Origin of the sequence: Streptomyces sp. NBC_00096 (assembly GCF_045041305.1) — a bacterium.
Taxonomy (GTDB): domain Bacteria; phylum Actinomycetota; class Actinomycetes; order Streptomycetales; family Streptomycetaceae; genus Streptomyces.
Genome location: NZ_CP108221.1, coordinates 1529925 through 1555691 on the forward strand (window position 1 = coordinate 1529925; position 25767 = coordinate 1555691).

A 25767-nucleotide genomic window follows, 5' to 3' on the forward strand; every position below is an offset into this window, starting at 1 on the left:
ACAGATGCTCGCGTCCACTGTGTAGTTCTCAAGCAACGACCAGCCACCCATCACCCCACCAGACAAGCTGGCGAGTTCACTGGGGCCGGCATCACAGAAGGCATGACCTCACGGCCGTACCCTCAGATACCCAACAACGTGCCAAGCACGATCCCCCATCAGTGAGTCACTTTCCACGCCGAAGCAGTACTCGTGATCCATCAAGGAAACCGTGCCAACTAATCAACGTTCCACCCATGAGCTGACCGTGCAGAACATTTGTCTGCAATCGGTACTGTGCTCCTTAGAAAGGAGGTGATCCAGCCGCACCTTCCGGTACGGCTACCTTGTTACGACTTCGTCCCAATCGCCAGTCCCACCTTCGACAGCTCCCTCCCTTACGGGTTGGGCCACCGGCTTCGGGTGTTACCGACTTTCGTGACGTGACGGGCGGTGTGTACAAGGCCCGGGAACGTATTCACCGCAGCAATGCTGATCTGCGATTACTAGCAACTCCGACTTCATGGGGTCGAGTTGCAGACCCCAATCCGAACTGAGACCGGCTTTTTGAGATTCGCTCCACCTCACGGTATCGCAGCTCATTGTACCGGCCATTGTAGCACGTGTGCAGCCCAAGACATAAGGGGCATGATGACTTGACGTCGTCCCCACCTTCCTCCGAGTTGACCCCGGCGGTCTCCTGTGAGTCCCCATCACCCCGAAGGGCATGCTGGCAACACAGGACAAGGGTTGCGCTCGTTGCGGGACTTAACCCAACATCTCACGACACGAGCTGACGACAGCCATGCACCACCTGTATACCGACCACAAGGGGGGCACTATCTCTAATGCTTTCCGGTATATGTCAAGCCTTGGTAAGGTTCTTCGCGTTGCGTCGAATTAAGCCACATGCTCCGCTGCTTGTGCGGGCCCCCGTCAATTCCTTTGAGTTTTAGCCTTGCGGCCGTACTCCCCAGGCGGGGAACTTAATGCGTTAGCTGCGGCACCGACGACGTGGAATGTCGCCAACACCTAGTTCCCAACGTTTACGGCGTGGACTACCAGGGTATCTAATCCTGTTCGCTCCCCACGCTTTCGCTCCTCAGCGTCAGTAATGGCCCAGAGATCCGCCTTCGCCACCGGTGTTCCTCCTGATATCTGCGCATTTCACCGCTACACCAGGAATTCCGATCTCCCCTACCACACTCTAGCTAGCCCGTATCGAATGCAGACCCGAGGTTAAGCCTCGGGCTTTCACATCCGACGTGACAAGCCGCCTACGAGCTCTTTACGCCCAATAATTCCGGACAACGCTTGCGCCCTACGTATTACCGCGGCTGCTGGCACGTAGTTAGCCGGCGCTTCTTCTGCAGGTACCGTCACTTTCGCTTCTTCCCTGCTGAAAGAGGTTTACAACCCGAAGGCCGTCATCCCTCACGCGGCGTCGCTGCATCAGGCTTTCGCCCATTGTGCAATATTCCCCACTGCTGCCTCCCGTAGGAGTCTGGGCCGTGTCTCAGTCCCAGTGTGGCCGGTCGCCCTCTCAGGCCGGCTACCCGTCGTCGCCTTGGTGGGCCATTACCCCACCAACAAGCTGATAGGCCGCGGGCTCATCCTTCACCGCCGGAGCTTTTAACCCCCGCCCATGCAGGCAGGAGTGTTATCCGGTATTAGACCCCGTTTCCAGGGCTTGTCCCAGAGTGAAGGGCAGATTGCCCACGTGTTACTCACCCGTTCGCCACTAATCCACCCCGAAGGGCTTCATCGTTCGACTTGCATGTGTTAAGCACGCCGCCAGCGTTCGTCCTGAGCCAGGATCAAACTCTCCATGAATGTTTACCCGGCTGTGCTTAATTAAAAGCTGCCCGGTTGCACACGCACTTAGAGCGGGACAGTCATGTCGGAATAAGACCGACCGTCCACTGCGTCCTCGCTGTGTAATTGCCTGCAAGCATCACAGCCGAAGCCGCGACCTCACAGGTCTTTTTCAAAGGAACCTCATCCACCGAAATGGACGGGGTATCAACTTTTGGCGTTGATTTTTGGCACGCTGTTGAGTTCTCAAGGAACGGACGCTTCCTTTGTACTCACCCTCAGTAACACTTACTGGGGTTTTCCTCCGGGCGCTTCCTTCGTTCTTGTGTCTCCGACTCTATCAGACTCTTTCGTGTCCGATTCCCGGTCGAAGCGGGTTTCGCTTTCCAGTTCTTCGCTTTCGCGTTTCCCTTTCCGGCGATTCCAACTCTACCAGATCATTTCCTTGCCGTTCCCGGCTTGGATTTGAATTGGATGGCCATTGGAGAGCCATTCCCTTTCGGGCGAGCCAGACTTTATCAGGTTTCCCCGGTCTGGAATCCCACCCGCCCGCATCGGACTGTCCGGGCACACGTGTGTGCGCAGGTGCCGTGCGAGGTGGAGACGTAAACGTACTGGAGCGGGGCCCCCGGATGCAAATCCGGTTGCCCCGCTCCGGTGAGGTCGCTACGGCGAGGGTCAGACCTCGACGACGACCGGGAGGATCATCGGGCGGCGGCGGTAGCCGTCCGAGACCCACTTGCCCATCGTCCGGCGGATGAGCTGCTGGATCTGGTGCGGCTCCGCGACGCCGTCGGCGGCGGCGCGGGCGATGGCTTCCTCGATCTTCGGCAGGACGGCGGAGAACGCCGAGTCGTCGATGCCGGAGCCGCGGGCCTGGATGTTCGGGCCGCTGACGATCTTGCCGGTGGTGCTGTCCACCACGACGTAGACCGAGATGATGCCCTCGTCGCCCAGGATCTTGCGGTCCTTGAGGTGGACCTCCGTGACGTCGCCGACCGAGAGGCCGTCCACGTACACGTAGCCGGCCTGGACCTTGCCGGAGATCCGGGCCTTGCCGTCGATGAGGTCGACGACCACGCCGTCCTCCGCGATGACGATGCGGTCCTTCGGTACGCCCGTCAGGGCGCCGAGCTCGGCGTTGGCGCGCAGGTGGCGCCATTCGCCGTGGACCGGCATCAGGTTCCGCGGCTTGCAGATGTTGTAGAAGTACAGCAGCTCGCCGGCGGAGGCGTGGCCGGAGACGTGCACCTTGGCGTTGCCCTTGTGCACGACGTTGGCACCCCACCGGGTCAGGCCGTTGATCACGCGGTAGACCGCGTTCTCGTTGCCCGGGATGAGGGACGACGCCAGGATGACCGTGTCGCCGGGGACGATCCGGATCTGGTGGTCGCGGTTGGCCATGCGGGACAGGGCCGCCATCGGCTCGCCCTGCGAACCCGTGCAGACCAGGACGACCTCGTGGGCCGGCAGGTCGTCGAGGGTCTTGACGTCCACGACCAGACCGGCCGGAACCTTCAGGTAGCCCAGGTCGCGCGCGATGCCCATGTTGCGGACCATCGAGCGGCCGACGAAGGCGACCCTGCGGCCGTACTCGTGGGCGGCGTCGAGGATCTGCTGGATGCGGTGCACGTGGCTGGCGAAGCTGGCCACGATGATCCGGTTGTTGGCGTTGGCGAACACCGTGCGCAGGACGTTGGAGATCTCGCGCTCGGGCGGGACGAAGCCCGGGACCTCTGCGTTCGTCGAGTCCGAGAGGAGGAGGTCGATGCCCTCTTCGCTCAGGCGCGCGAAGGCGTGCAGGTCCGTGAGGCGACCGTCCAGCGGCAGCTGGTCCATCTTGAAGTCACCGGTGGCCACGACCATGCCGGCGCCGGTGCGGATGGCCACGGCCAGGGCGTCCGGGATGGAGTGGTTGACGGCGATGAACTCGCAGTCGAAGGGGCCGAGGTTCTCGCGCTCGCCTTCCTTCACCTCGAGGGTGTAGGGGCGGATGCGGTGCTCCTGGAGCTTCGCCTCGATGAGGGCCAGCGTCAGCTTGGAGCCGATCAGCGGGATGTCCGGCTTCTCCCGGAGGAGGTACGGGACGGCGCCGATGTGGTCTTCGTGGCCGTGCGTGAGGACGATGCCCTCGATGTCGTCGAGGCGGTCCCGGATGGACGAGAAGTCCGGCAGGATCAGGTCGATGCCGGGCTGCTCCTCTTCGGGGAAGAGGACACCGCAGTCGACGATGAGCAGGCGGCCGTCGAACTCGAAGACGGTCATGTTGCGGCCGATCTCACCGAGACCGCCCAGGGGGGTGACCCGAAGGCCGCCCTTGGGGAGCTTCGGCGGCGGACCGAGTTCAGGATGCGGATGGCTCAAAAGGTTCTCCTTCACCACGCGCGGCCACGTACCGGTCGAGGCACGTGGCGCGCATGTCATTCGTGCACTTGCTGTTGTCTTGTTGTGGTTCCGCTTATTCAGTTGTGAAGTCTGGTGTCAGAGCTGTACCCCGCCGGCGGCAAGATCGATCTTGAGCTGTGCCGTCTCTTCGGCGGTCAGCTCGACCAGCGGGAGCCGTAGCGGGCCCGCGGGCAGTCCCTGCAGGTTCAGTGCGCCCTTGGTGGTGATCACACCCTGGGTGCGGAACATGCCGGTGAAAACGGGGAGCAACTTCTGGTGGATCTCGGTGGCCTTCTGGACGTCGCCGCCCAGGTGGGCCTCGAGCATCTCGCGGAGCTCGGGGCTGACCACGTGGCCGACCACGGAGACGAAGCCGACCGCGCCGACCGAGAGGAGCGGCAGGTTCAGCATGTCGTCACCGGAGTACCAGGCCAGGCCGCTCTGTGCGATGGCCCAGCTGGCACGGCCGAGGTCACCCTTGGCGTCCTTGTTGGCAACGATACGGGGATGCTCGGCCAGCCGGACGAGGGTTTCGGTGTTGATCGGGACACCACTGCGGCCGGGGATGTCGTAGAGCATCACCGGGAGCTCGGTGGCGTCGGCGATCGCCGTGAAGTGCCGGAAGAGGCCCTCCTGCGGCGGCTTGCTGTAGTACGGGGTCACCGCGAGCAGGCCGTGGGCGCCGGTGCGCTCGGCCTGGCGGGCGAGCTCGAGGGTGTGACGGGTGTCGTTGGTGCCGATGCCTGCGACCACGTGGGCCCGGTCTCCGACTGCTTCGAGTACGGCTCGTACGAGGTCGTTTTTCTCCGCGTCAGTGGTGGTCGGCGACTCACCGGTGGTGCCGTTGATGATCAGGCCGTCGTTGCCTGCGTCCACCAGGTGGACGGCGAGCTGCTGCGCGCCGTCGAGGTCAAGTGCGCCATCCGCCGTAAACGGCGTGATCATGGCGGTGAGGACCCGCCCGAAGGGGGTCTGCGGAGTCGAGATCGGAGCCATGGGTAACACGCTACTCGCTGCCATGCTCGCGGTGTCCCCTCGGGGGACGTGATGAGGGTGTTGGAGCCCGGCACTGCCTGCTCGGGGGTTCAAGCAGTGCCGGGTCCGTTTGATCAGCCTAGATGAACTTTACGAAACGTGGCAATACGGACACTTCGGACTTGACCCGTACATCCGTACGGAACGGGGGATCCAGCCTTACGGGGCAACGCGGACGACGCCGCCGGAGATCGCGCGCCCGAGCGGCCGGACGGGTCCCGGCGGGGGTCCGCTCGGGCTCCGAAGCGGTCCCGCGCAGGCTACGTGCAGGCTCCTCGGTGGCTCCGCGGCGAGCCGGCTCGTCTGACGCGATGCCATGAATTCTGGATCAATGTCCCGAAATTCGGCACCGATCCGGTCTTTTGTACGTCCTAAAGAGGAGAAGACCCGCCCAACTCACCGATCGCGAGGAGAGTCGTTTCCATGTTCCGCCGGCGCGAACCCGTCCCGTTCGCCTTCGTCGCCGAGGCCGACCGATTCCGCAGCAACGTCACTCCGCCGCCGCGCGAGAGTCTGAGCAAGACCCAGATCGCCGCCCGTAGTCTGATCGGACTGACCGTGGTGGCGGGACTCGTCGGGTCACTGCTCTTCGGCATACCCGCACTGCAGCCGAGCCACGCACCGGCGAAGTCGCAGCAGTCGGAGGCCTCCGAGGGGCGGTAGCCTCACGGGCACAGCCCAACCGAACGTGCATGTGAGTGAGGTCCTGCCGTGCCCCTGCCCTTCCTGACGGCCGACGGCGCATTCGACGCGCACGACGACGGGGAGACCCTCCCCTACGAAGACCCCGACCGCTGGCGCCGCCCCTACCGTCCGGGGCCCTGGCGGATCGCCATCGCCGCGCTGCTGCTCCTGCTCGGCGCGTTCATGCTGTTCGCCACGGTGATCATCGTGGCCGCCGGCACCTGGACCGGAGCCCTGGGCGGCCTGCTCGCCTCGCTCGCCGTGGTCGGCTCCGCACTGCGGATGCTGCGCACGGGTGTCTGGGTGAGCCCCAAGGGGCTGCGCCGGGTGGGGTTCTTCACCACCCGCTCGATCCCGTGGAGCCAGGTCGGCGAGGTCCGCACGGTGCAGCAGCCCGTGCGCTGGCTCGGACTGCCGAGGACCGTTCAGGGCCAGGCCCTGACCGTGGCCGGGCACGGCGGCGCGGCGCTGCCGGTCCTGCTGACCGACCACAGCGCCGACTTCCTGGCGCGCACCGAGGCCTTCGACCGGGCCGCCGACTCGGTCGAGGCCTGGGCCGACGAATACCGGGCGGTGCCCGCCTGAGGACGGCCGCCTGAGGCGGCGTCGGACGCACGGGAAGCCCGTACAGGACTCAGGTCCGTACGGGCTTCCCCTCGTGCAGGGAGATCGCCCGCTGCATGGCCTTGCGGGCCCGCGGGGTGTCACGGGCGTCGTGGTACGCGACGGCGAGGCGGAACCAGCTGCGCCAGTCCCCCGGCGCGTCCTCGGTCTCGGCCTTGCGGCGCGCGAAGACCTCGTCGGCGGAATCCCGCAGGATCCGGCCGTACTTGTCCCGCTCCAGCTCGTCCACGGGCAGTCCGCCCTCGGCCTCCAGCTCGGTCGCGAGCTGGTTGGCCCTGGTGACGAACTGCGTGTTCTTCCAGAGGAACCACACGCCGATGACGGGCAGGATCAGCACCGCCACGCCGAAGGTGACCGTGAGCCAGGTCCCGTGCCGGATCAGCATCAGGCCCCGGCTGCCGACCAGGACGAAGTACACGACCAGGACGGCGGCCGTGATGAAGTAGATGATCTTCGCGCGCATGGTGTCGTCGCCTGCTCGTCAGCCGAGTTCGAGGAAGTTTTCCAGGCCGAAGGTGAGGCCCGGGGTCTGCGTCACGCGGCGCGCGCCGAGCAGGATGCCCGGCATGAAGCTGCTGTGGTGCAGGGAGTCGTGACGGATGGTCAGGGTTTCGCCCTCTCCGCCCAGGAGCACCTCCTGGTGGGCCAGCAGGCCCCGCAGGCGGATCGCGTGCACCGGTACGCCGTCCACGTCCGCGCCGCGCGCGCCGTCGAGCGCGGCGGTGGTGGCGTCGGGCTGCGCGCCGAGGCCGGCCTCGGCGCGGGCGGCCGCGATGAGCTGCGCCGTACGGGTCGCCGTGCCGGAGGGGGCGTCGACCTTGTTGGGGTGGTGCAGTTCGACGACCTCGACGGACTCGAAGTAGCGGGCGGCCTGGGCGGCGAACTTCATGGTGAGGACGGCGCCGATGGAGAAGTTCGGCGCGATGAGCACACCGGTCCGCGGGGATGCCGCGAGCCAGGTGTTGAGCTGAGCGAGGCGGTCCTCGTTCCAGCCGGTGGTGCCGACCACTCCGTGGATGCCGTGGCGGATGAGGAACTCCAGGTTCTCCATCACCGAGGCGGGGGTGGTCAGCTCGACCGCGACCTGGGCGCCGGCGTCGGCCAGCGTCTCCAGCTTGTCGCCGCGTCCGAGGGCGGCCACCAGCTCCATGTCCCCGGCGGCCTCGACGGCCTTGACCGCCTCGGAGCCGATGCGGCCCTGGGCGCCGAGAACTGCCACGCGCAGCTTGCTCATGTCACATCCTTCACGTGCGTGCAGCCTCGAATGCGTGCGGACTGCGTGGGTACGGACCCGGGCCCTGTCCTCGGGCCCGGGTGACGCGCTTGCGGGAGGGGCTCCCTAGGCGACGGCCTCGTCGAGACGGGCCGCCTGCTTCTCCTTCAGCGGGCCGATCACCGCGAGCGAGGGCCGCTGGGCCAGGATGTCGTGCGCGACCGAGCGCACCTCGTCGGGGGTGACGGCCGCGATACGGGCCAGCATGTCGTCGACCGACATCTGGTCGCCCCAGCACAGCTCGCTCTTGCCGATGCGGTTCATGATCGCGCCGGTGTCCTCCAGGCCGAGGACGGTGGAGCCGGACAGCTGGCCCACGGCCCGCCGGATCTCCTCGTCGGTGAGACCGTCGGCGGCGACCTTGTCCAGCTCGTCCCGGCAGATCCGCAGTACGTCGTGGACCTGGTTGGGGCGACAGCCGGCGTAGACCCCGAAGAGGCCGGTGTCGGCGAAGCCCGAGGTGTACGAGTACACGCTGTAGGCGAGACCGCGCTTCTCCCGGACCTCCTGGAACAGGCGGGAGGACATGCCTCCGCCCAGCGCGGTGTTCAGTACGCCCAGCGCCCAGCGGCGCTCGTCGGTGCGGGCCAGGGCCGGCATGCCGAGGACCACGTGGGCCTGCTCGGTCTTGCGGTTGACCAGCTCGACGCGCCCCGCGGTGCGGATCCGCTTGGTGCCGGAGCGCGGGCCCACCGGTTCGGCGTCGGTGCGGGTCAGGGCGCCGGCCTTCTCGAAGGCAGCGCGGACCTGGCGCACGACCTTGTTGTGGTCGACGTTGCCCGCGGCCGCCACGACCAGGTGGGTGGGGTCGTAGTGCTTCTTGTAGAAGCGGCGGATGCGGTCGGCGGTCAGCGCGTTGATCGTGTCGACCGTGCCGAGGACGGGGCGCCCGAGCGGGGTGTCCCCGTACATGGTCTGGGCGAACAGGTCGTGGACCATGTCGCCCGGGTCGTCCTCGGTCATCGCGATCTCTTCGAGGATGACGCCGCGCTCGGCGTCGACATCGGATTCGAGGATCAGCGAGCCGGTGAGCATGTCGCACACGACGTCGATGGCCAGCGGCAGGTCGGTGTCGAGCACCCGCGCGTAATAGCAGGTGTACTCCTTCGCCGTGAAGGCGTTCATCTCGCCGCCGACCGCGTCGATCGCGGAGGAGATGTCCAGGGCGCTGCGCTTGTCGGTGCCCTTGAAGAGGAGGTGCTCCAGGTAGTGCGTGGCGCCGTTGAGCGAGGGCGTCTCGTCCCGGGAGCCGACGTTGGCCCAGATCCCGAAGGTGGCGGAGCGGACGGACGGCAGGGTCTCGGTGACCACGCGCAGTCCGCCGGGGAGGACCGTGCGCCGGACGGTGCCGATGCCGCCTGCGCCCTTGAGCAGTGTTTGGGTACGGGCGACGGCCCGCCCCTCCGAAGAGGGGCGGGCCGTCACACGGGAACTACGCGACGTCACTTGTCGGAGTCGTCCTTGTCAGCGTCGTCGCCGGCGGCCTCGCCGTCGATCACGGGGACCAGGGAGAGCTTGCCGCGGGAGTCGATCTCGGCGATCTCGACCTGGACCTTGGTGCCGACCGCGAGCACGTCCTCGACGTTCTCCACGCGCTTGCCACCGGCGAGCTTGCGGATCTGCGAGATGTGCAGCAGGCCGTCCTTGCCGGGCATGAGGGAGACGAAGGCACCGAAGGTGGTGGTCTTGACGACCGTACCCAGGTAGCGCTCGCCGACCTCCGGCATGGTCGGGTTGGCGATCTGGTTGATCGTGGCACGGGCGGCCTCGGCGGCCGGGCCGTCGGAGGCACCGATGTAGATGGTGCCGTCGTCCTCGATCGTGATCTCGGCGCCGGTGTCCTCCTGGATCTGGTTGATCATCTTGCCCTTGGGGCCGATGACCTCACCGATCTTGTCCACCGGGATCTTGACGGTGATGATCCGGGGGGCGAACGGGGACATGGCGTCCGGCGTGTCGATCGCTTCCATCATCACGTCGAGGATGTGGAGGCGGGCGTCGCGGGCCTGCTTGAGGGCGGCGGCCAGAACGGAGGCCGGGATGCCGTCGAGCTTGGTGTCCAGCTGGAGCGCGGTGACGAACTCCTTGGTGCCGGCGACCTTGAAGTCCATGTCGCCGAAGGCGTCCTCCGCACCGAGGATGTCGGTGAGGGCGACGTAGTGGGTCTTGCCGTCGATCTCCTGCGAGATCAGGCCCATGGCGATGCCGGCGACGGGGGCCTTGAGGGGCACACCGGCGTTCAGCAGCGACATGGTGGAGGCGCAGACCGAGCCCATGGACGTCGAGCCGTTGGAGCCCAGAGCCTCGGACACCTGGCGGATCGCGTAGGGGAACTCCTCGCGCGTCGGCAGGACCGGCACGATCGCGCGCTCGGCGAGCGCGCCGTGGCCGATCTCGCGGCGCTTCGGCGAACCGACGCGGCCGGTCTCGCCGACCGAGTACGGCGGGAAGTTGTAGTTGTGCATGTAGCGCTTGCGGGTCACCGGGGAAAGGGTGTCCAGCTGCTGCTCCATACGGAGCATGTTCAGGGTGGTGACGCCCAGGATCTGGGTCTCGCCACGCTCGAACAGCGCCGAGCCGTGCACGCGCGGGATGGCCTCGACCTCGGCGGCGAGGGTACGGATGTCCGTGATCCCGCGGCCGTCGATGCGGACCTTGTCCTTGATGACGCGCTCGCGGACCAGGGCCTTGGTCAGGCTGCGGTACGCGGCGGAGATCTCCTTCTCGCGGCCTTCGAAGGCCGGGAGGAGCTTCTCGGCGGCGATCTCCTTGACGCGGTCCAGCTCGGCCTCGCGGTCCTGCTTGCCCGCGATGGTCAGCGCCTGGGAGAGCTCGCCCTTGACGGCGGCCGCGAGGGCCTCGTACACGTCGTCCTGGTAGTCCAGGAAGACCGGGAACTCGCCCTCGGGCTTGGCGGCCTTGGCGGCCAGGTCGGCCTGGGCCTTGCAGAGGACCTTGATGAAGGGCTTCGAGGCGTCGAGACCGGCGGCCACGACCTCCTCGGTCGGCGCCTCGGCGCCGCCCTTGACCAGGGCGATGGTCTTCTCGGTGGCCTCGGCCTCGACCATCATGATCGCGACGTCGCCGTCCTCGAGCACGCGGCCCGCGACGACCATGTCGAAGACGGCGTCCTCGAGCTCGGTGTGCGTCGGGAAGGCGACCCACTGGCCGCGGATCAGCGCGACGCGGACGCCGCCGATCGGGCCGGAGAAGGGCAGGCCGGCCAGCTGGGTGGACGCGGAGGCGGCGTTGATCGCCACGACGTCGTACAGGTGGTCGGGGTTGAGCGCCATGATCGTCGCGACGACCTGGATCTCGTTGCGCAGGCCCTTCTTGAAGGACGGGCGCAGCGGGCGGTCGATCAGGCGACAGGTGAGGATCGCGTCCTCGGAGGGGCGGCCCTCGCGGCGGAAGAAGGAGCCGGGGATCTTGCCGGCCGCGTACTGCCGCTCCTCGACGTCGACCGTCAGGGGGAAGAAGTCGAGCTGGTCCTTGGGCTTCTTCGACGCGGTGGTGGCGGAAAGCACCATCGTGTCGTCGTCCAGGTAGGCAACGGCGGAGCCGGCGGCCTGGCGGGCCAGACGGCCCGTCTCGAAGCGGATGGTGCGGGTGCCGAAGGAACCGTTGTCAATGACGGCCTCGGCGTAGTGGGTCTCGTTCTCCACTAGCGTTTTCTCCATTTTCGTCGTCTCCGTCCGCCACCCGTGTGGTGGTGGACGGTTGCGGAGAAGCGCTCCTGGCGTGCGGGCCGGTCTTCGATCGAAGCAGCCGGGCGAAGGCCCGTGCGGGGCTTTCCGGATGCCACTACCGAGGACCGGCGGCGTAGGGAGGGCGCTCCTCCTCTTCAGTTGTGCGCGCGTTGTCCGTGCACGCTTTCCAGACTACAAAGCGTGCGGCACGTCGCGCACGTACAGCAAAGGGAGCGGCCCCCTCAATGTGGGAACCGCTCCCTTCACAGCGTCTTTACTTGGCGCCGGCCGCACCGCGGCGGATGCCGAGGCGCTCGACCAGCGTACGGAAGCGCTGGATGTCCTTCTTGGCCAGGTACTGCAGAAGGCGGCGGCGCTGGCCGACCAGGATCAGCAGACCACGACGGGAGTGGTGGTCGTGCTTGTGGGCCTTCAGGTGCTCGGTCAGGTCCGAGATGCGGCGGGACAGCATCGCGACCTGGACCTCGGGGGAACCGGTGTCGCCCTCCTTGGCACCAAACTCTGCGATGAGCTGCTTCTTGACTGCGGCGTCGAGCGGCACGCGTACTCCTCGTAATAGGTCTTCGTTGCCACCGAGTGCCCCAGGTCGAATTCTCTGGGGATCTTCCGTAACTCGGGAGGCGGGGTCCGCTGAGCGCAGCCCCCAGAGGACTCCGGGAGCGCGTACACAAACGGCCGTCACACAGCGTACCAGGCTGCCGCTCCACCCCGTCTCAGCTGGTGAGAGCGCGGGCCCGGGCGTAGACGTCGAGCACGGCCAGGGTCAGCGGGACCAGGCTGAGCAGCACCGCGGCCTCGGTGAGGTCGAGCAGGCGCCCCCAGAAGGGTGACAGACCCTTGCGGGGAATGACCAGCGCAATTCCGACGAGGAGGGCCGCGCCGGCGGCCACGGCCGCGGAGAGCCAGAGCGTACGGAGCTCCAGGCCGCCGTGGTCCCCGTACAGCGCGAGCTCGCGGAGCAGGGCGGCCGGCGGGTGCATGGCGAGGCCGAGGACGAGCAGACCGAGGGCGGCGAAGCCGGCCACCAGGGTGCAGGCGACCTGGGAGGTGTAGCGGAAGAGCCGGGCGCGCAGCAGCATCGCGAGCCCGGTGGCCAGGGCGAGGAGCCGGGCCCAGGTGTTGTCGGAGAAGCCGAGGACGGCGGCGGCGCCGACGGCGACCGCGGCGCAGCCGCCGACGAGGCCGAGGAGCATCTCGTGGCCGCGGCGGGCCTGGGCGGCGATGGCCTCGGCGTCGAGCGGGGCCCCGGAGTCGTGCTGGTCGGCGGCGGAGCGCTCACCGTACGGCTCCGTCTCGTAACGGTCCGGGGTCTCGTACTCGGCCACGGCGCTCTGCGGCGCGGCGTAGCCGATGGGGAGCCGGGCGAAGCGGGCGGAGAAGCCGGGGAGGAAGGCGACGAGGCCGATGGCGGCGGGGGCGCAGACGGCCGCCGCGGAGGTGGCGCCGGTGTCGGCGGCGATGGCGGCGAACGTGGCCAGGGTCCCGGTCGCGGCGAGGAAGGTGGCCGCGACGAAGGGGGCGTCGCCGTCCGGGGTGAGGGCGACGAGGGCGACGGAGGCGACGAGCACGCAGAGGCAGCCGAGGAGGAACTGGAGCCGGCCCGGTCCCTGGCCCGCGGCGGGGGCGACGATGCCGGCGCCGGCGAGCAGCAGGTGCGGTACGGCGGCGAGGCCGAGCGCGACGGCGGAGCCGCGGTCGCGGTAGACCCGGGCGCGGACGCCGGCGGCCGCGGTCAGGAGCACGCCGACGGAACCGGCGACGATGCCGGGCAGGCCGTGCATGTCGTGCAGGACGGGGTCGGCGTACCAGAGGACGAAGCCGAGGAGGACGAAGAGGACGGCCGCGCCGGCCAGGCCCGCGCCGCGCAGCATGTCGTCGGTCCAGCGGTGGCGGTCGCACACCACGGCGGAGGCGACGGCGTCGGAGACGTCGTCGAAGACGGCGGGCGGCAGCGACTCGGCGAAGGGGCGCAGGCTCAGCACCTCGCCGTCGAGGACCTGCTGGGCCGCGAGGGTGCGGGCGCCGTCGAGGACGGTGCCGGAGCGCAGGACCAGGTGGAAGCCGGTGGGTGCGCCGACGGCCTGGGTCTGGCCGGTGAGGCGCAGCAGTTCGGGGTAGATGTCGGCGACGGCGATGTCCTCGGGGAGGGCGACGTCTATGCGGCTGTCGGGAGCCACGACGGTGACCCTGCGGAAGCCGGTCGCCTCGGCGGTGTTCACCTGGTGTCCCCCGGTTGGTGTGTGCGTGGGTGTACGGCGTGCGTTGGCGTGCCCTGCGGTGCGGCGCGGCGCCGCGGCCGCGTGGTCCGGCCGGCCGGTGCGCGGCCGATTCGCGGATGCGCATGCCGCGCGCGCCACCCTACCGGGAGTGCGGATGACTGTCGGCAAGTAGGATCACCTCCCTGCGGAGGAGACCCCCTTCGCGCCCGGGACTTGAGGGCGCCCGTTGCGACGTCCCGTCTGTTTTCGAGGGATTGATGCTCCGGTGAGCCAGATCGTCGTCAAACGTCCGCCCCGGTCGCTGCCGCCCGAAGTGCCTTCGGACGAACTGAGGCTGGAGGCTCCGCCGGAGCTTCCGCGGGGTCAGCAGGAGGGCGTGCTGATGCAGCTCCTCCCGATGCTCGGGATGGGTTCGTCGGCCGTCTTCTTCTTCATGCCGGGCGCCGCGCCGTTCATGCGCATCATGGGCGTGCTGATGATGGTGTCGACGGTGGGCATGCTCGTCGCCCAGCTGGTGCGCCACCGGCGCGGTACGCAAGGGCAAATGGGCGACACGCGGCGGGACTACCTCAAGTACCTGGCGCAGACCAGGCGTCAGGTGCGCAGGACCGCGCGGGCCCAGCGTGACGCCCAGCTGTACCTGCACCCGGCTCCGGAGCAGTTGTGGTCGGTGGTGGCCGAGGGCTCCCGGCTCTGGGAGCGGCGGGTCGGCGACGCGGACTTCGGGCAGGCCCGGCTGGGGCTGGGCGCGCAGCGGCTGGCGACGGCGCTGGTGGCGCCGGACACGGCGCCGGTGGACGAGCTGGAGCCGCTCACGGCGGGTGCCATGCAGCGGTTCCTGAAGGTGCACTCCACCCTGGACGGGCTGCCGGTGGCGGTGTCGTTGCGGGCGTTCTACCACGTGACGGTGTCCGGGGAGCCGGAGTCGGCGCGCGGGACGGCGCGGGCGCTGGTGGCGCAGCTGGCGACGCTGCACTCCCCCGAGGACCTGATGGTGGCCGTGGTGGCCGCGCCGGGTGCGGTGGCGGAGTGGGACTGGGTGAAGTGGCTGCCGCACACCCAGGTGCCGGGTCAGATCGACGGGGCCGGCACGAAGCGGCTGTTCGGCGACGACCTCGGTGAGCTGGAGGGGCTGCTGGGTTCCCGGCTGGAGGGGCGGCCCAGGTTCAGCCGGGAGGGGTCCCCGGTGCTGGACCAGCCGCACGTGGTCCTCGTACTGGACTCGGGTTCCCGTGGTGGTCTGGTGCCGCCGGACTCGGTGTTCGCGGCGCCCGAGGGGCTCCAGGGGGTCACCGTCGTCGAGGTGGTGGCGGGCGAGCTGGACGAGGCGCGCGGCGGGCTGTCGGTCGTGGTGCGGCCGGGCCGGCTGCGGCTGGAGTCGGGCGCGGGCGTCGCCTACGAGGGCGTGCCGGACACCTTGTCGCTGCCGGCTGCGGAGGCGCTGGCCCGGCAGCTGGCGCCGCTGCGGACGGGTGGCGGTGACGAGGACGAGCCGCTGCTGGCCAATCTGGACTTCACGGACCTGCTGAACCTGGGCGACGCCGCCGCCGTGGACGTGGCCCGGACCTGGCGGCCGCGCTCGGCCGGCGAGCGGTTGCGCGTGCCGATCGGCGTCGGCGAGGACGGCTCTCCGGTGATGCTGGACCTGAAGGAGGCCGCGCAGGAGGGGATGGGCCCGCACGGGCTGTGCGTGGGCGCGACCGGTTCGGGCAAGTCGGAGCTGCTGCGCACGCTGGTGCTGGGGCTGGCGGTCACGCACACCTCGGAGACGCTGAACTTCGTACTGGCCGACTTCAAGGGTGGTGCGACCTTCACCGGGATGGGGCAGATGCCGCACGTGGCGGCGGTCATCACCAACCTGGCGGACGACCTGACGCTCGTGGACCGCATGGGCGACTCGATCCGCGGCGAGCTGCAGCGCCGCCAGGAGCTGCTGCGTTCGGCGGGCAACTACGCGAACATCCACGACTACGAGAAGGCCCGCGCGGCCGGCGCCCCGCTGGAGCCGCTGGCCTCGCTGGTGCTGGTCATCGACGAGTTCTCCGAACTGCTGACCGCGAAGCCGGACTTCATCGACATGTTCATCCAGATCGGCCGCATCGGCCGGTCGCTGGGCGTGCACCTGCTGCTGGCCTCGCAGCGGCTGGAGGAGGGCAAGCTGCGCGGGCTGGACACCTACCTGTCGTACCGGATCGGTCTGCGGACGTTCTCGGCGGCGGAGTCGCGGACCGCGATCGGCGTACCGGACGCCTACCACCTGCCGTCGGTGCCCGGTTCGGGCTACCTGAAGTTCGGTACGGACGAGATGACGCGCTTCAAGGCGGCGTACGTCTCGGGGACCTACCGCTCGGGCGGGCCGGACCTGTCGGTCGGACTGTTCCCGGTGGAGCGGCGGCCGGTGCTGTTCACGGCGGCGCCGGTGCCGGTGGTGTACGCGGCTCCGGACCCGGCGTACCTGACGGCGCGGGCGGAGCAGGAGGCGCGGGCCGGGCAGGGGGACGACGCGCTGGCGGACACGGTGCTCGACGTGATCGTGGGACGGCTGGAGGGGCAGGGGGTGCCGGCGCACCAGGTGTGGCTGCCGCCGCTCGACCAGGCTCCGCCGCTGGACCAGTTGCTGCCGGCGCTGGCGCCCTCGGCGGAGCGCGGGCTGCACGCGGAGGGGTACACGCGGCCGGGCGGGCTGGTCGTACCGCTCGGGCTCATCGACAAGCCGTTCGAGCAGCGGCGCGAGGTGCTGTACCGGGACTTCTCGGGTGCGGCGGGCCACATGATGGTGGTCGGCGGTCCGCAGTCGGGCAAGTCGACGCTGATGCGGACGCTGATCTCCTCGTTCGCCCTGACGCACACCCCGCGCGAGGTGCAGTTCTACGGGCTGGACTTCGGCGGCGGGGGCCTGTCCTCGCTCTCGGAGCTGCCGCACGTGGGCGGGATCGCGTCCCGGCTGGACCCGGAGCGGGTGCGGCGCACGGTCGCGGAGGTGGTCGGCGTGCTGCGCCGGCGCGAGGAGTTCTTCCGCGCGAACGGCATCGACTCGATCGGCACCTACCGGCGCCGGCGCGCGGCGGGCGAGCTGCCCGGCGAGGCCTGGGGGGACGTCTTCCTCGTCGTCGACGGCTGGGGCGCCTTCCGGGGCGAGTACGAGGCCCTGGAGCAGGTCGTCACGGACATCGCGGCCCGGGGGCTGGGGTACGGCATCCACGTGGTGCTCACGGTCGCCCGGTACATGGAGGTGCGGGCCGCGCTGAAGGACCAGATCCTCGGCCGGCTGGAGCTGCGCCTCGGTGACGTCATGGACTCCGAGTTCGACCGCAAGGTCGCGGCGAACGTCCCGACGGGGATGCCGGGCCGCGGCCAGGTCGCCGAGAAGCTGCACTTCCTGGGCGCGCTGCCGCGGATCGACGGCTCGCACGCGGCGGAGGACCTGTCGGAGGCCACGGCCGCCTTCGTGGCGGCGGTGCAGCAGAACTGGGCGGGCCAGGCGGCCCCCGGCGTACGGCTGCTGCCGCGGCTGCTCCACGCCGACCAGCTGCCGAAGGGCGGGGAGTACCCGGAGCGCGGGATCTCGATCGGCATCGACGAGACCGAGCTGGAGCCGGTGTTCATCGACTTCGAGACCGACCCCTTCCTCCTGGTGTTCGGCGAGAGCGAGTCGGGCAAGACGAACCTGCTGCGGCTCATCGCGCAGCGGATCGCGGAGCGCTACGGCCCGGACCGGGCGCGGCTCGTGGTCGGGGACTACCGGCGCGGCCTGCTCGGGGCGCTGCCGGAGGAGCACTTGCTGGAGTACGCGCCGATGGCGAGCTCGCTGCAGATGCACATGGAGGCGCTGGGCGGGGTGTTCGCCCGCCGGCAGCCGCCGCAGGACGTCACACCGCAGCAGTTGCGCGACCGCAGCTGGTGGACGGGCCCGGACGTGTTCATCATCATCGACGACTTCGACCTGGTGGCCACGAGCCAGGGCAATCCGCTGGCGCAGCTGGTGGAGTTCCTGCCGTTCGCCCGCGACACGGGCGTCCGCTTCGTCATCGCGCGCAGTTCGGCGGGTGCCTCGCGGGCGCTGTACGAGCCGTTCATGCAGCGGATCAAGGAGCTGGGGGCGCAGGGCGTGGTGCTGTCCGGCGATCCGTCCGAGGGAGATCTGGTGGGCAATGTCCGGCCGCGTCCCATGCCTCCGGGCCGGGCGTCCTTCGTCTCGCGCAAGCGCGGCACCTCGCTGGTGCAGATCGGCCGGATGCCGGGGATGTAGGGCGGGGCGTGCGGGAGGGTTCGGGGAGGGTTCCGCAAAGCCTCCCGCGCGCGGCTGGTCACCACCGATAATCGGCATCGACCGCACCACCGAAGGAGAGGCCGCACATGGGCACTCAGCAGGAGAAGGACGAGCTGTACGCGCTCGACATCAGCGGCGTCGCGTGGGAGGGCCCGCCCGGGACCTCGCCGGACGAGGAGCGGGTCGAGATCGCCAGGCTGCCCGAGGGAGCGGTGGCGATGCGGTCCTCGCTGGACCGGGACACCGTGCTGCGTTACACGGCGGCCGAGTGGGAGGCGTTCGTGCTCGGGGCCAGGGACGGGGAGTTCGACCTGGACCGCGGTCCGCGGGAGTCGGCGTAGACGGTCGCCCCGCCGGGGCACGAGGAAGGGGCGCGCCCGGTGCGGGCGCGCCCCTTCCTCGTACCTCTTGCGGCGTGGTGCGCCGCCGGGCTCAGTAGGCCTCGGTGAACAGCCGCGAGGCCTTCACGTCGGTGGCGCGGTAGTCGTTCTTGCCGCGCTCGATGAGGTCGGCGACCTGGCGCAGCTGGGCGCGCATGTGGTCGGCCTTGCCGTTGTACTTGCGCTGGAGCTCGATGTACTGGGCGTGCGCCTCGCCGTCCCAGGTGTCGGTGACGACCGTCAGGGCCGCACCCATCTCGTCCAGGTCCTTCTTGATGTTGTCCGAGACGATGCGGATGCGGTCCGCCATCACCTGGACGCTCTCGTACCGGACCTTCGTGTGCCCGTCGTTCGCGGTCATGCTCTTCTCCTTCGCACGGGGCGGGGCAGGTGGTTGGGGAAGTGGGTCAGATCCCGTTGAGGGCGGAGGTGTTGCCACCGCCGCTGGCGGACTTGACCGCCTGGAACGCCGAGACCACGTCGTCGTCCTGCGCGTTGCTCAGGTTCTTGGTCTGGGAGACCGCGTTGTGCAGGACGCCGAGCAGCCGGCGGATCTCGTCGTGGTCCTCGTTGACGACCGTCTGCGCGGAGGTGAACCCCGATGCGCCCACACCGGTCCAGCCGGCGCTGACGGTGGCAAGGATGTCCGCAAGCTCACGGGACTGCCGCGTCACGCTTTCGGCGGTCTCCGAGATCTTGTTCATCGCTTGCTTTACCGGGTCATCAGCGAGTCCGAAATTAGTGGTCATCCGAAGCTCCTCATTTCTCAATTCGCCAGAACAGGACCGGCGGATCGCGCAGCGGAGCGGTCGTTCGGGGCGCGGTTTCAGCCACGTGCCCCGGATTCCCCCTCCGCCCCACGCGCCATCCGCGATCACAGTCGTGAAGCCTCCGATCACTGTAGTCAGTTGATCGGCCTTACCCAACACAGCTCTTTGGGATCTGTTGATGAACCGTGACCGTTCACTGCAAACGGCGCCTTCTGCTCCGGGCGTCCCGGACCACCGTCGCGCTCCCGGCGATCACCGCGATGAGCACGCCGCCGATCCCCAGCGCGTACGTGCCGAGCCGCTCGTCGCGTTCGCGCGCCGTCTCGCTCGTCCGCATCGCTGCCGGTTCCGGGGCCGCCGCGGGGGGCGGCCCGGGGTCGGGGACGGGGGCCTTGGGGGGCTCGTGATCCTGGGTGAGCGCGCGGAGCGGGTCGACGACGCCCCAGCCGACGTAGTCGTCGTGGCCGTTGACGGAGCGCTCCGCGGTGTTCTCGAGCTGCCAGACCACTTCCTGCGCGCTCCACTGCGGATGCTTGGCGCGCAGCAGGGCCGCGACCCCGGCGACGTAGGGCGCGGAGAAGCTGGTGCCGTTGTCCACGCACTGGCCGAAGCCGGGGACCGTGGAGACCATGTCCACCCCGGGGGCGGCGATCCCGACGAAGGAGCCGGGCTGGGAGAAGGCGGCGCGCTCGTTGTTCCGGTCCGAGGAGCCGACGGCCAGGACGCCGGGGAAGGCCGCCGGATAGGTGGGGCGCTTCTGGCCGGTGAGGCCGTCGTTGCCCGCCGAGGCGACGAGGACGACGTTGGCCTCGACGGCCTTCTTGACGGACTGGCCGAGTTTGGAGTCCGCGGTCAGCGGCGCGTCGGTGTCCTGCGAGATGTTGATGACCTGCGCGCCCTTGGCCACCGCGTGGTCGATGGCCTCGCTCAGGGTCTGGGCGTTGCCGTTGCCCTGCCCGTCGTTCTGCCGGATCGGGATGATCGTGGCCTCGGGCGCGAGCCCGACGAAGCCGGTGCCGGGCTTGGGGCGGGCCGCGATCAGCCCGGCGACCTTGGTCCCGTGCCCGACGGTGTCGCCGGTGCCGTCGCCCTTGGCATCGAGGAAGTCCCGGCCCGCCCCGATGTCGAGGGCGTCGCTGAGCTGCGGGTTCACCCGGTCGACCCCGGTGTCGATGACGGCGACGCGCACGCTCTTCCCGTCCGGGGAGCGGCCCTTGGTGTCCGCCCAGAGCTCGTCGAGCAGCAGCCGCTGGAGCGCCCAGGGGCGGTCCTCTATCTGCTTCTTCATGGGGAAGGTGCACTCGCCGGCGCCGTCGAGCCCCAAGGGGTACGCGGCCTGGTGCGCCTCCTCGTACGAGGACTGCGGCGCGGCCCCCAGCGCGAGGGCGGCGGCGGCCAGCAGGGCCGCGAGGGCGGGCTTCGGGGCGGCGGGCTTCCGGGGGGCGCGCTTCGGGGTGGTGGGCATCGGGGTGGTGGGCATCGGGGTGGCGCGCATCGGGGTGGCGCGCATCACGAACCCTGGGGCTGGCGGGCGGAGTTGCTGTCCAGGCGCGGCCCCTTGGAGAGGAACTCCGACCATGCGATGGGCACCGTCACCGGGACCACGCTCCCGTATCCGAGCCGGGCCTGGGCCTGGCTGGGCGCGGGGCGGCCGTCGGAGGTGGTCGGGCCGGACGGCCCGCCGGTCCCGCTCGCACCGCTCGCTCCGGGCGACGGCTGGGCGGCGTCGCTGTCGCCGTTGGCCTGGACCGCGTACCGCAGGCCGGTGTCGGTGAGCAGGAAGAGCGCGCCGCCGGCGGTGGTCTGGCGGCCCTGCGTCTGGGTGTAGAGCAGGCCCGTGCCCGGGGTGACGTAGGCGCTCGTACCGCTGGCGGTGATGTCCACGGGGAAGCCGGTGCCGGCCCAGGTGCTCAGCGTCTGGTCGCCCTGGGCGCCGACCGAGCGCAGGACCCCGCAGACGGTGTCGCGGCTGTCGTCCGTGCCGGTTGCGGGGGCACCGGCGGGGCGGACCTCGTTGACCCGGTCGGTCTTCTTCTGCGGCCACTTCGCGTCGCCCTTGAAGGGGACGGGATCCGGGTTGATGGACTGGAGGTCCACCTCGTGGGGTTTGCCGTGCATGTCGAGACCGTCGGTCGCGGGCGAGGAGATCATCAGCCAGGCGACGAAGTCGGAGACGGGGACGACCTTGCCGGGCAGCACCAGGTAGTGCTGCGCACCGGAACCGGTCACCGCCTCGAGCACCATGCCCACCTTGTCGTCCGGGCTGGCCAGGCCCTTGACCCCGGCGGGGGCCCCGGCCTTCCCGCCCGGCAGGGGCGGGAAGGCCAGGTCGTCGCCGGCGCCGAGGGTGGCCAGCCAGTCCTCGGTGACCTGCTGCGGGACGGCGCTGCCACCGACGAGGGCGTTGGTCATGGTGCGGGCGTCCGCGGTGCCCTCGGGGAAGCGGTACTTCGTGCCCGCCGCGTCGATCAGGTACCTGCTCTTGGAGGGGCCCGTGCTCTGGACGTACAGGGCCTGGGCGTCGGAGAGCCGGCGCCCGTCGTCCATCAGCTTCGCCTCGCGGTCGGCGAGGACGAAGGTGGCGGTCTGCACGCCGCGGCCGTTGCCGCCGGGCTGCTGGCAGACCACCCAGCGCTTGGCCTTCCCCGCGTCCGAAGGGGCGGGCAGCCGGTCGGGGGCGTACGGGATGCCGATGATGGGGCCGCGCGGCAGCTTGCCCGCGTCCAGCACCTTGTCGTCGACCTGCACGACCTTTGCCTTGGCGGGGTCGAGCAGCAGCCGGGCGGAGGCGAGGTTCAGCACGGGGTGCAGCCGGGTCTGCTCCTTGCCGTCGACCTTGGTCGTCAGCACGACGTACCGGGTCGTCGACTGCTTGCCGACGATGACCTGGGCACCGGGGGTGTCCCAGCCCTTGGGGGCCGTTGGCTTGAACATGCCCCAGGCTCCGAAACCCGCGAGGACGAGCGCCGCGGTCACCACACTGGGCAGGACGGCGCGCAGCGGCCGCGGGGCGCCCTCTTCGGACCCGGTCGCGGAAGGCTGAAGGAACGCGGCCACCGTGCGTCGCTTCGCAAAGGTGTACGCGTTGAGCTCGTCACGTCGTGATGCCATGGCCGCCTGATTCTCCCCGCACGGCCCGGTCGGTGGGTACGGTCTCCGGGCCTCGATTATCCGACCGGCCACCTACTATGCCTCCTGACGGAGGGGGGGCGGGGGTCCGGGTAGGGTGAGGCAGCCGCTCCACGCCTTCCGGGCCGGGGGAGACAAGGGGTGTTGGGGCGGATTGGGGAGATTCCCGGGTCGAGCGGCCGGCTGTCGCGCATGATGCCGGAGCTCTGGGGCCCGAGCCCTCGAAAGGGGAGGCGCGCGAGTGATGGCCACTGCAGTGAGGCCGCGGACCGGGGCGTCCGCACCCGCGCGGCCCGGAGTGACACCGCATCCGAAGTCCGGTCCGGGGCGTTTCGGGCCGTTCCGATTGCAACAGCTCGTACTCCTCCAGGTCGCCGCGGCAGCCCTGTTGGCGGCCTGGGTGGTGGAACCACTGCTGCTGGCGCCGGCCGGTGTGCTCGCCCTGGTCCTCGTGCCGCTCGCCCTGGTACGCCGCCACCGGCGCTCCCTGCCGGAGTGGATCGGCGGCGCGCTGGCGCTGCGCGCACGCCGCCGCCGGGCCGCCGCCACGTCCGTCGCGGCCGGCACCGAGCCGGGGCTGGCGCCGCTCGTCGAGGCCGATCCGGCGCTGCGGACACTGACGTTCAGCGAGCGGGACCGGGACCGCGACCGTGACAGGCGGCCCGTCGGGATGGTCGGTGACGGCACCTTCCTGACCGCGGTCGTCCAGGTCGACATGGACGCCACCGCGCTGCGGGCCGACCGGACGGCGCGGCCGCTGCCGCTGGCCCTCGTACGGGACGTCCTCGAAGTCGACGGCATCCGGCTGGAATCCGCACAGCTGGTGCAGCACACCCAGCCGGCGCCGGCGCCGCACCTGCCGGCCCAGTCGATGGCCACGCGCAACTACGCCCCGCTCCAGGCCATGACGGGCAGCCCGGCGGTGCGCCTCACGTGGATCGCGCTCAAGCTGGATCCGGAGCTGTGCCCCGACGCGGTGACCGCTCGCGGGGGCGGGCTGCCGGGTGCGCAGCGGTGCCTGGTGCGGGTCGCCGACCAGTTGGCGAGCCGGCTCGCCGGGGCCGGGTTCCGCGCGACCGTGCTGACGGAGCAGGAGCTGACGGGCGCGCTGGCGACCTCCTCGTGCGCGAACCCGATGGCGATCACCCAGGCCGGGCGCTCGGCCGCGACGGGACGGCGTACCGAGGAGACCCCGCGGACCTGGCGCTGCGACGACCGGCGGCACACCACGTACTGGATCAACCGCTGGCCGCAGCTGGGCGGCGACGGGGCGGGACTGCCGCAGTTCGTGGCGCTGTTGACCTCGCTGCCCGCCCTGGCCACGAACTTCAGCCTGACGATGACCCCGGCCGCGCGGCACGAGGTCACGCTGACCGGACACGTGCGGGTCACCGGGCGCAGCGACGAGGAACTGGTCGCCGCGCGGCGCGGACTGGAGCAGACGGCGCGGGGCGTCAGGGCCGGGCTGGTGCGCCTGGACCGGGAGCAGGTGCCGGGGCTGCTGGCCTCGCTGCCGCTGGGAGGAGCGCGATGAAGGTCTCGGCGAGAGGCGGCTTCGGCCTGGTCGGCCCGCGCAGGGAGCGGCACGTGGTGCAGGCCGCGGACCTGGACGTGCTGGCGCTGCCCGTCGGTGACGACGGGGTGGTCATCGGCGTGGACGCGCAGGGCCGCCCGGCGGTCCTCGGCGTCAACCGGCCCACGCCGTACGAGATCACGCTGATCGGCGGCCTGTGGACGGCGCAGGTCCTGGCGCTGCGGGCGGCGGCCACCGGTGCGCGGGTGACGGTGGAGACCGGGCGGGGCCAGGTGTGGTCCGGCCTGGCGCAGGCGGCGGGCGGCGGCCAGCAGTGCGTGACCCTGCACGACGTCGGCCGGGTGCCGCCGCAGGGCGCGTCGGCGGGCAGCCCGGTGCTGGTGATCCGCGACTGCGGAATGCGCCCGCCCCGGGGCCGCGTCGCGGCGGGACCCTGGCAGTCGGTACTGACCCTGCTGCCGTACCTGAGCCCGACGGCCCCCCGGCTCGTGCGCAACTCCTCGCTGGTGGGCGTCCAGCGGGTCTCCCCGGACGAGGCGGACCAGATCGGCCGCCTCATGCGGCTGCCCGCGGGGGCGGTCGAATCGCTGCCTACGCTGGGCGACGGGGTCACGCTGTGGTGCACGGAGCAGGACCGCCAGTTCGTGATGACCCAGCCGACGGACACGGAGACGGGCCTGCTGGGTCCGGCACGGCGGATCGACTGACCCCTGCCGGGGCGGTGGCGCCGGTGGGCGGGACGGCTGGATCCGGCGGAGCCGGTGGGCGGGCGGCGGAGCTGGTGGGTGGGGGCACGCAGGGCGACTACTCCCGGCGGAGCCGGCGGGCGAGGGCGTGGAGTGACTACTCCCGGCACAGCCGGCGGGCGAGGCACGCAGGCGTCGCGTTCGGCTGGTTCATCCGGACGGGGGACGCGGTGAGGTGGGCCGTCGGCCCTCGGAGGCGGTGCGAGGCGACCGGGGCGGCTTCTGCGGACAGCGAGTATCCGGACACGGCTGGAGCGGCCGGGCCGCGCACGCCCCGTAGGCACGCGGTACGGATCCTTGCGGGACCGCTCTGTGCGGGACCCGGCTGGACGGGGCGGTCACGGACCGGCAGGCCGTGAAGACCGCCGGCAGGCAACCGGCCGGGCTACGAACTGGCGGGAAGCGAGTGGCCAGGCCATGGGCGGCAAGGCGCGAGCGGCCGGTCCGCAGTCGGCACGCAGCGATCCGGCAGGCTGCGAACGGCCGGGCCGGGACTCGGCGGCGCCGGGAACAGGCACGCTGCGAACGGCCGGGCTGGCAATCGGCACGGCCGCGAACCGGCACGCTGCGAACCAGCCGGGCCAGAACTCGGCGGCGCCGCGAACGGGCAGCAGGCAACCGGCCGGAAGCGAGAGGCCGCGCCAAAAGGTCGGCAGAGCATGAGCGGCCGGGCCGACGACGGCAAGCCACGAACCGGCAGGCTGCGAACGATCAGGCCGGGACTCAGCAAGGCCGCGACCAGGCACGCTACGAACGGCCGGGCCGGCAATCGGCACGCCCGCGAACCGGCACGCTGCGAACGGCCCAGCTGGAACTCGGCGCCGCCGCGAACGGGCACGCTGAGAACAACCGGGCTGAACTCGGCGCTGCCGCAAACCGGTAGGCCGTGAGCGGCGCGGCTGGGAGTCGCCAGGCCGTGACGGGGCAAGCTGGGCCGCAGTCGGCGAGCCGCGAACCGGCAGGCTGCGAACGATCGGGCCGGGGCTCGCCGAGGGCCGCGACCAGGCACGCTACGAACGGCCGGGCTGAACTCGGCGCCGCGCGAACGGGTAGCAGGCAACCGGCCGGAAGCGAGTGGCCGCGCCAAGAGGTCGGCAAGGCATGAGCGGCCGGGCCGACGGCGGCAAGCCGTGAACCGGCACGCTGCGAACCAGCCGGGCCTGGACTCGACGGGGCCGCGAACCGGCAGGCCGTTAGCGGCTCAGCTGGGAGTC

General features: G+C 70.3%; 18 protein-coding genes and 1 rRNA gene. 6 read left to right on the top strand and 13 right to left on the bottom strand.

The window, feature by feature from the left end; genetic code table 11:
* Positions 1–287: 287 nt before the first annotated feature.
* The 3 genes from OG904_RS06310 to dapA all read right to left on the bottom strand — a co-directional run bounded on the left by OG904_RS06310 (position 288) and on the right by dapA (position 5175).
* Positions 288–1812 (bottom strand): 16S ribosomal RNA (locus OG904_RS06310).
* Between the two features lie 660 nt (positions 1813–2472).
* Entirely contained in the window at positions 2473–4158 is a 1686-nt protein-coding gene (locus OG904_RS06315; RefSeq protein ID WP_405488224.1) for a ribonuclease J, read from the bottom strand.
* A 117-nt stretch (positions 4159–4275) separates the two neighbouring features.
* On the bottom strand, positions 4276–5175 hold the full coding sequence (gene dapA / locus OG904_RS06320; RefSeq protein WP_266904008.1) for a 4-hydroxy-tetrahydrodipicolinate synthase: 900 nt from the start codon (positions 5173–5175) through the stop codon (positions 4276–4278).
* Positions 5176–5637: 462 nt separating this feature from the next.
* On the opposite strand from dapA, the gene OG904_RS06325 reads away from it, so the two are divergent.
* A complete protein-coding gene (locus tag OG904_RS06325; protein ID WP_405488227.1) occupies positions 5638–5877 on the top strand; it encodes a hypothetical protein in 240 nt (79 codons plus the stop codon).
* Positions 5878–5925: 48 nt separating this feature from the next.
* Positions 5926–6483, top strand: coding sequence for a PH domain-containing protein (locus OG904_RS06330; protein ID WP_405488229.1), 558 nt, complete (start codon positions 5926–5928; stop codon positions 6481–6483).
* 49 nt (positions 6484–6532) lie between these two features.
* Here the strand turns inward: OG904_RS06330 and OG904_RS06335 are convergent, their stop codons facing one another.
* The 6 genes from OG904_RS06335 to eccD form a co-directional block, all read right to left on the bottom strand.
* The gene (locus tag OG904_RS06335) at positions 6533–6985 is read right to left on the bottom strand and encodes a hypothetical protein (RefSeq protein ID WP_405488231.1); all 453 of its coding nucleotides are present in this window, start codon (positions 6983–6985) and stop codon (positions 6533–6535) included.
* Positions 6986–7003: 18 nt separating this feature from the next.
* Positions 7004–7756 carry a 4-hydroxy-tetrahydrodipicolinate reductase gene (gene dapB, locus OG904_RS06340; RefSeq protein ID WP_405488233.1) on the bottom strand — a complete coding sequence of 251 codons (753 nt, stop codon included), beginning with the start codon at positions 7754–7756 and terminating at the stop codon, positions 7004–7006.
* Between the two features lie 105 nt (positions 7757–7861).
* Positions 7862–9241: a M16 family metallopeptidase gene (locus OG904_RS06345; RefSeq protein ID WP_405488235.1), complete on the bottom strand. Its 1380-nt coding sequence runs from the start codon at positions 9239–9241 to the stop codon at positions 7862–7864.
* The gene (locus tag OG904_RS06350; protein WP_405497809.1) at positions 9238–11460 is read right to left on the bottom strand and encodes a polyribonucleotide nucleotidyltransferase; all 2223 of its coding nucleotides are present in this window, start codon (positions 11458–11460) and stop codon (positions 9238–9240) included. The genes OG904_RS06345 and OG904_RS06350 overlap by 4 nt, the downstream gene beginning before the upstream one ends.
* A 298-nt stretch (positions 11461–11758) precedes the next feature.
* Positions 11759–12046: a 30S ribosomal protein S15 gene (rpsO, locus tag OG904_RS06355; RefSeq protein ID WP_327255219.1), complete on the bottom strand. Its 288-nt coding sequence runs from the start codon at positions 12044–12046 to the stop codon at positions 11759–11761.
* A gap of 172 nt (positions 12047–12218) precedes the next feature.
* Positions 12219–13724, bottom strand: a complete 1506-nt coding sequence (gene eccD / locus OG904_RS06360) for a type VII secretion integral membrane protein EccD (RefSeq protein WP_405488238.1) — start codon at positions 13722–13724, stop codon at positions 12219–12221.
* A 265-nt stretch (positions 13725–13989) separates the two neighbouring features.
* Here eccD and eccCa point away from each other — a divergent pair, with 265 nt between their 5' ends.
* Complete coding sequence (gene eccCa / locus OG904_RS06365) at positions 13990–17973, top strand: type VII secretion protein EccCa (RefSeq protein WP_405488240.1); 3984 nt, start codon at positions 13990–13992, stop codon at positions 17971–17973.
* Positions 17974–18080: 107 nt separating this feature from the next.
* A complete protein-coding gene (locus tag OG904_RS06370) occupies positions 18081–18335 on the top strand; it encodes a DUF397 domain-containing protein (RefSeq protein ID WP_405488242.1) in 255 nt (84 codons plus the stop codon).
* A gap of 91 nt (positions 18336–18426) precedes the next feature.
* Here OG904_RS06370 and OG904_RS06375 read toward each other — a convergent pair whose 3' ends face one another.
* From OG904_RS06375 to eccB, 4 genes are all read right to left on the bottom strand, one after another.
* Positions 18427–18735 carry a WXG100 family type VII secretion target gene (locus OG904_RS06375; RefSeq protein ID WP_405488244.1) on the bottom strand — a complete coding sequence of 103 codons (309 nt, stop codon included), beginning with the start codon at positions 18733–18735 and terminating at the stop codon, positions 18427–18429.
* A gap of 46 nt (positions 18736–18781) precedes the next feature.
* On the bottom strand, positions 18782–19078 hold the full coding sequence (locus OG904_RS06380; protein WP_328301111.1) for a hypothetical protein: 297 nt from the start codon (positions 19076–19078) through the stop codon (positions 18782–18784).
* 259 nt (positions 19079–19337) lie between these two features.
* On the bottom strand, positions 19338–20609 hold the full coding sequence (gene mycP, locus OG904_RS06385) for a type VII secretion-associated serine protease mycosin (protein WP_405497811.1): 1272 nt from the start codon (positions 20607–20609) through the stop codon (positions 19338–19340).
* A 44-nt stretch (positions 20610–20653) separates the two neighbouring features.
* The gene (eccB, locus tag OG904_RS06390; RefSeq protein ID WP_405488246.1) at positions 20654–22255 is read right to left on the bottom strand and encodes a type VII secretion protein EccB; all 1602 of its coding nucleotides are present in this window, start codon (positions 22253–22255) and stop codon (positions 20654–20656) included.
* 262 nt (positions 22256–22517) lie between these two features.
* Here eccB and eccE point away from each other — a divergent pair, with 262 nt between their 5' ends.
* Together eccE and OG904_RS06400 are read left to right on the top strand one after the other, a co-directional pair.
* On the top strand, positions 22518–23807 hold the full coding sequence (gene eccE, locus OG904_RS06395; RefSeq protein WP_405488251.1) for a type VII secretion protein EccE: 1290 nt from the start codon (positions 22518–22520) through the stop codon (positions 23805–23807).
* Positions 23804–24514, top strand: a complete 711-nt coding sequence (locus OG904_RS06400) for a hypothetical protein (RefSeq protein ID WP_405488253.1) — start codon at positions 23804–23806, stop codon at positions 24512–24514. Before eccE ends, OG904_RS06400 begins: the two co-directional genes overlap by 4 nt.
* Positions 24515–25767: the final 1253 nt, after the last annotated feature.